We start from the raw sequence: 5,632 nt of genomic DNA, 5'->3' as shown, positions 1-5,632 counted from the left end.
GTCCTGTTAACTGAACTTCATCGTAGAGTCTGGATCAGGGTTCTCCGGAGAGGTGGTTCTCGTGGACGAAGTGCGGCTCAAACTACTCGAGGGACAGATTGGCCTTATGGCGATAGGCGTAGTGGTCCCAAGAACGGAGGGCCTCTTGCCCTACGTCGTCATCGACGACAAGGGGCAAGAGATCGAGGACTTCTCAGTGTTCCTCCGTGATCTCGTTCTGAGCGATATGAGCCCTTTGACCGTGCGCTCTTACGGTAATGACTTGCTCAGGTGGTGGCGTGTTCTTGGTCTGCTCGGCGCTGGATGGGAGCAGGCGACTCGTGCGGAGGTCGAGGTCCTTGTGGGGTGGATGCGGTCCGCTGTGAATCCTCAGCGGCGGGGGACCGGTAGCCGGGGGAGGAATTCGCGCACAGGTAAGCGTCCCTTGCCCGGGGGCTATGCTCCGGCAACGATCAATCACGCCCTTACGGTGCTTTCGTCCTTTTACTCCTACCACGCACGATTCGGTCGTGGACCCCTGATAAACCCGGTCCCTGAGGCTGCCGGGCGGAGACGCATGGTTCATCACGGCCGGACGGAAACAGCGCCACGGGCGAATCGGGCTCCTTTGCGGCAGAAGAAGTCCGAATGGCTGCCCCGTTCCATCCCGGATGACCTTTTCGAAGATTTGATGGAGGCTCTGCGGACTAACCGTGATCGTGCCCTGGTGAGTATGTATGTGTCCTCCGGCGCCCGGGCGAGTGAGCTGCTCGGCGTCCACGGTGATCAGATCGACTGGGCCGGGCAACGCGTATGGGTCGTATCTAAAGGATCCCGTGTCCTGGAACCGGTGCCTGTCTCACCGGAATCCCTGCAGTATCTGACCTTGTACTTCCATGAGCACGGAGTTCCGAGGCCAGATGAATTGATCTGGCGGGCGCTCCATGGCAAACCGCGGCCGTTGACATATCACGCTGCCCGCCGGATGCTGCAACGGGTGAATGGCGTGCTGGGTACAGATTGGTCACTGCATGACTTCAGGCACACGACTATCAACCGCATGGTCTCTGACCCGAATCTGACCTTGCCTGAAATCATGGCCGTGAGCCGGCACCGACAAGTCTCCTCGATGGCTCCCTATTTACGCCCTCGGGTCGATGAGGTCTTCCAAAAAGTACAAGAGCACATGGCCTCTCCACGGCCTCAATCAACGCTGACCCCGGGCTACGACCCCGACGATTTCTCAGTGGTGTTCGGTGCCTAAGGCCCTCAAGCGGCCACAACAGCGGCCGGTAAACGCAGCTGTTCCCGGCAGAACCCGGAACCAAACCGTCATCATCGCAGCTCCTGCGCCGAGACCGGAAATTCCGCCATGGCCTCGCGGTGACTTGGACACGGCAAGCCCCGAGAGCATCATCGCCTTGACGGACACGATATGGCCGCGCAAGCAGCCACGTGAATCACTGCGCCACCACGGGCTGAAATGGCTGCTGTCCTATCTCGTGAGGCACTCCGGACGGACCTGGCAGGAGAAATGGATCTCGTCGGGGTTCAATGATGGTCACCGCAAAATACGCGAGCTGACCACGGGAAACTTCCGTCTGGACGGCGAGCTGGGGCATTCTCTGATGCTGCTGTGCTGCCTGCGTGTCATTCGCCCTTCGCTGGAAGCCTTCAAAATCAACTCGTTCGTCCGCTACCACGAGCATTTTGAGCAAGCACAAAACGATTCCGATCTGGACCGCTTCCTTGCCCTGGTTGAACAGCAGGACACATCTGATCACTTCAAACGCTGCGCCCGGATGGATGTGGCATCAGCACTGACGACGCAGGGAATCCGGTTCGCTGACCTGAGCGCGGAAGCATTGCTGCACTACGCCATCGCCACGCGCGAGGGCGGCTGGGGCGGCGGGTATGAAACTCACGTCGGTTACCTTGCCTGGCGGGTGATGTCCGAATCCGGGCACTTTCCCGCCCAGGTCCCGCCAACTCTCCGCGCGGCGATGCGATCCCCGGCCCAGACGCCGGCTGAGTTGGTCGACAAGCACAGCGTCACTAATCCGGACATCCGCGACGTCTTCGTTGCCTACCTGACCCGGCGCAGCCACGACATCGACTACGCCACCTTACGGGACCTTTCAGAAGACATTTGCGGGAAGTTTTGGACAGGCCTCCAAAAGATCAACCCCGGCCAAGCGACCTTCGTCATCTCACAAGAGAACTACGAAAGCTGGCGGGCGGTTGTCGCTGTCCGCCGCGATGGAAAGCCACGCCTTCAGCTCGAAGCCGTCATGACGAATATCAGGGCCTTCTATCTCGACCTGCAGGGCTGGGCGGCCGAAGAACCAGAACGCTGGGCCCGATGGGTAGCGCCGTGCCCGATCGCTGGCAGAGAGACCCGGACGCTGGGCAAAGCCGCCCGCCGCGCAAAAGAACGCATGGACGCTAGGATCCGCCTCCTCCAGCCAGTACTCCCGGCATTCATCGCCGCCGCCACAGAACGCAAAGATCACTTCCAGGAACTTCTGAAAGCCGCCGGCGAAACCCGCAAAGACGAGATCATTACCGTCGGCGGCAAACAGTATCAACGCCTCTACACCGAGGGCGACGCCAGGCACCGCCGCTTCCATGGAGTATCGAACGTCCGCGTGCTCGACCTGTCCACCAACCGCAAGATCAATGTGACGTTCACCGAGGATGGCGTGTTTTGGCAGTGGGCGGCTGTTGAGACCTTGAGGCATACCGGCCTCCGGTGCGACGAACTGCTGGAACTATCGCAGCTGAGCATCCGTCAATACATCCGGCCGAACGGCGAAATCGTCGCACTCCTGGTCGTCGCTCCCTCAAAAAATGATCGGGAACGAGTCATCCCCATGAGCCCCGACCTTTTCCACGTTATCGCCACCATCATCCGGCGCCTGACCAGGAACAGGGAGAACGTGCCACTGGCGACCCGCTTCAACCCATCGGAAAGAGTCACCAGCGAGCCGCTGCCGTTCCTCTTCCAACGCACGATCGGACAACGCACCGAGGTAATCAACGCGGGAACGCTCCGAGATGAACTGGCCAAACTCAGCGACGCCGTCGCCCTCGACCATCCCGAGCTGGGCGGTTGCCGGTTCACACCGCACGATTTCCGCCGTCTTCTGGCCTCTGACCTGGTCAATAACGGCCTACCCATCCACATCGGCGCCGCACTTCTGGGACACCTCGATATTCAAACAACCCACGGTTACGTCACGGTCTTCCGGGAAGACGTCGTTAGGCACTACCAAAAACACCTCGCCGAGCGGCGCGCCGCCCGTCCAGCACGGGAATACAAGGCTCCAAGCAGGACCGAATGGGCTGAGTTCGAAGAACACTTCGACAAACGCAAAGTGGAGCTCGGGGACTGCGCACGACCCTACGCCACCCCGTGCGAACACGAGCACGCCTGCATCCGATGCCCCATGCTCCACGTGAAGCCTGACATGGTCTCCCGGCTCGACGAGATCCACATCGATCTCATAGCGCGCCGCGAGCTGGCCCACGCGAAAGGCTGGCTGGGGGAGATAGAAGGCATCGAGCTAACCATGCAGTTCCTCAAACAGAAACGCGCCGACGCTCAAAGACTCGGTGGGTTCGGGCAGACGATGCTAGGTATCCCAACAATCCGATCTGAGAAGTAGCTAATTCGCCGCGCCAGGGGGCGGAGCTAGCCCAAAAATCTCCGATACTCGGCACAGACCCATATACGGGTTCAACACTCGGCAAGCTGGTTCGGGCAACCGCCGGCGAGCCCAGTGAACCTCTGGATGCTCTCCAGGCTAGAGGTGTCAGGGATCGAGGCGTTCACTCACGAACTGCAGTCATGTAAAGATTCGACTGAATATTTTTAAAGCTATTGTGCCGCGGCATCCAGTGGAATATTCTCACCCCATATCTCATACAGAGGTATCCGGGGGGAAATTGGGGGAGAACATTTCAGGCAACGATGCCGGATAAACGCGTGTAATTCGCAAGAATCCTCTGCTTCAGGGGGATGGCCAGAGCTACTACGCCGAGATCCAGCCTTCGAGACGAAGCTGGTCCATGCACTCATCGACCTCGAACTTATGGGGTATCCAGAACTTATTGATGTCTGCTGATTGCGGAACTTGTTGGATTCAATTCCACCTAAATTCCATTTGTTGGGCCATATTTGCCTGCCTGCCAGAAGTGAGGCACCCACTGCACCCGTCTTCATTTGAGGAAGGAATTATGCACGTGGCAATCAGAAACAAGCGTATTTTGGGCCTAAGAGGGATGGCAGCCGGATTGGCGATATTTCTGGTATCAGTACTGGGAATGAGTCCGGCTCAGGCCTACTCACTTGAAGGGGTCCGATGGGAGAACACGCCCACCAGCGGGTGCTGCGCCTACATCAGCGTGCAGTATCAGCCGAACATGTACGGCATTAATATCACCGGCTGGGACAACGGGCGCTGGGCGTGGAATGCCAGCCCGGACAACCTCTATCTGAACGCGGGTAGTGGTGCGCTGACTGTCGACGACGCTTACAGCTCTACCGTCGGCTGGGACGGTATTACCTATTACGCCTGACAGGGTGTTCAACCGGGAACTGTTTCAGCTATGCCAATGCCTATTTGAACTATTACTACACGTCGGGGTATTCGGCAGCCACCATTCAGGGAGTCGCCGCGCACGAGTTGGGGCATGCAATCGGACTTGCTCACACTAATGGCTGCGTTTTGATGACTCCCAACACACCCACGCGTAATTCCTGCGGGATTTACATGCCCACCGCGGATGACAACAACGGCTCCGTTGCCCTGTACTAACACGATCGACCCAAGAGGATGATGAAAATTATGAAGACTCACTCCATGAGGATGCTGGTGACCGGGACGGCATCAGCAATGGTCGCTATCGCTGCTGTCTCAGGCCTGGTCGGCTGTTCGAGCACACCGGGAAACACAAGTGCGACTACATCTGCCCAAACGGTCGGAATGGACGCCAGCTGGGCTGAGGCCTACAACAACCTGGGCGATCTCAAGGCGCATAGTGCGGTCGCGGTCCGGGGCAGCTTTACGCGCGTCATCGGACAGTCAAGCATCAAGACCATTCCGGTTACTGATTTCGAATTTACCGTTGAACAGGTGGTCCACGACCCGGGAAATATTGTGGCTGTTGGAGCGAAACTGACCGTACGCCAGACTGGCGGACTCGTGGATGGCGTCCTTCACCAAACCGATGATGACCCGCTGTTCAAGGTTTCAGAACAAGTCTTGTTCCTGAAGCAACCCGAACCCGGCCTCTTTTACGTGATTGGAGGACCGTCGGGAAGATTTGAGGTTGCCAACGACAAGGTCACCCCATTCGCTCCTGGTGGGGTGAAATTCACCGGGACAACCGCAGAATTTGCAGCTGCGGTAAGAAACTCCTAACCGCCGGAACCACAAGGCCTGACCATGCCCCCGACAACAAAGAGTCAGGGGTATGGTCAGGCTCCACAGGACAATTTCGCGTGCGACTGCCCTTGACCGACCCGGCTCGAGGCAAGCAGTCACACGACCAGAAAGCCCCGTTCTCAAGACCCGTTTGATGGCTGCAGAAAGTGATATGTCGCTGCGCCTGAGCCGAATCCATGCCGGTTGCAAAGTGCAGAGAAGCT

The 5,632-nt window shown here is 58.4% G+C and carries 5 protein-coding genes; all 5 read left to right on the top strand.

Annotated elements, in window-relative coordinates; all coding sequences use genetic code 11:
- The first annotated feature begins 607 nt into the window (after nt 1–607).
- The 5 genes from ACWRN3_RS22620 to ACWRN3_RS22600 all read left to right on the top strand — a co-directional run bounded on the left by ACWRN3_RS22620 (nt 608) and on the right by ACWRN3_RS22600 (nt 5,405).
- Nucleotides 608–1,243 carry a tyrosine-type recombinase/integrase gene (locus tag ACWRN3_RS22620; protein WP_476742003.1) on the top strand — a complete coding sequence of 212 codons (636 nt, stop codon included), beginning with the start codon at nt 608–610 and terminating at the stop codon, nt 1,241–1,243.
- A gap of 124 nt (nt 1,244–1,367) precedes the next feature.
- The gene (locus ACWRN3_RS22615; RefSeq protein WP_476742002.1) at nt 1,368–3,647 is read left to right on the top strand and encodes a tyrosine-type recombinase/integrase; all 2,280 of its coding nucleotides are present in this window, start codon (nt 1,368–1,370) and stop codon (nt 3,645–3,647) included.
- Between the two features lie 577 nt (nt 3,648–4,224).
- Nucleotides 4,225–4,560, top strand: coding sequence for a hypothetical protein (locus tag ACWRN3_RS22610; protein WP_476742001.1), 336 nt, complete (start codon nt 4,225–4,227; stop codon nt 4,558–4,560).
- The gene (locus ACWRN3_RS22605; protein WP_476742004.1) at nt 4,533–4,799 is read left to right on the top strand and encodes a matrixin family metalloprotease; all 267 of its coding nucleotides are present in this window, start codon (nt 4,533–4,535) and stop codon (nt 4,797–4,799) included. Before ACWRN3_RS22610 ends, ACWRN3_RS22605 begins: the two co-directional genes overlap by 28 nt.
- 45 nt (nt 4,800–4,844) lie before the next feature.
- Nucleotides 4,845–5,405, top strand: a complete 561-nt coding sequence (locus ACWRN3_RS22600) for a hypothetical protein (RefSeq protein WP_476742000.1) — start codon at nt 4,845–4,847, stop codon at nt 5,403–5,405.
- Nucleotides 5,406–5,632: the final 227 nt, after the last annotated feature.

This window comes from Pseudarthrobacter sp. rb (assembly GCF_056389225.1).
The sequence above is the reverse complement of the archived record's forward strand: the minus strand, read 5'-3'. Positions and strand labels throughout refer to the sequence as shown.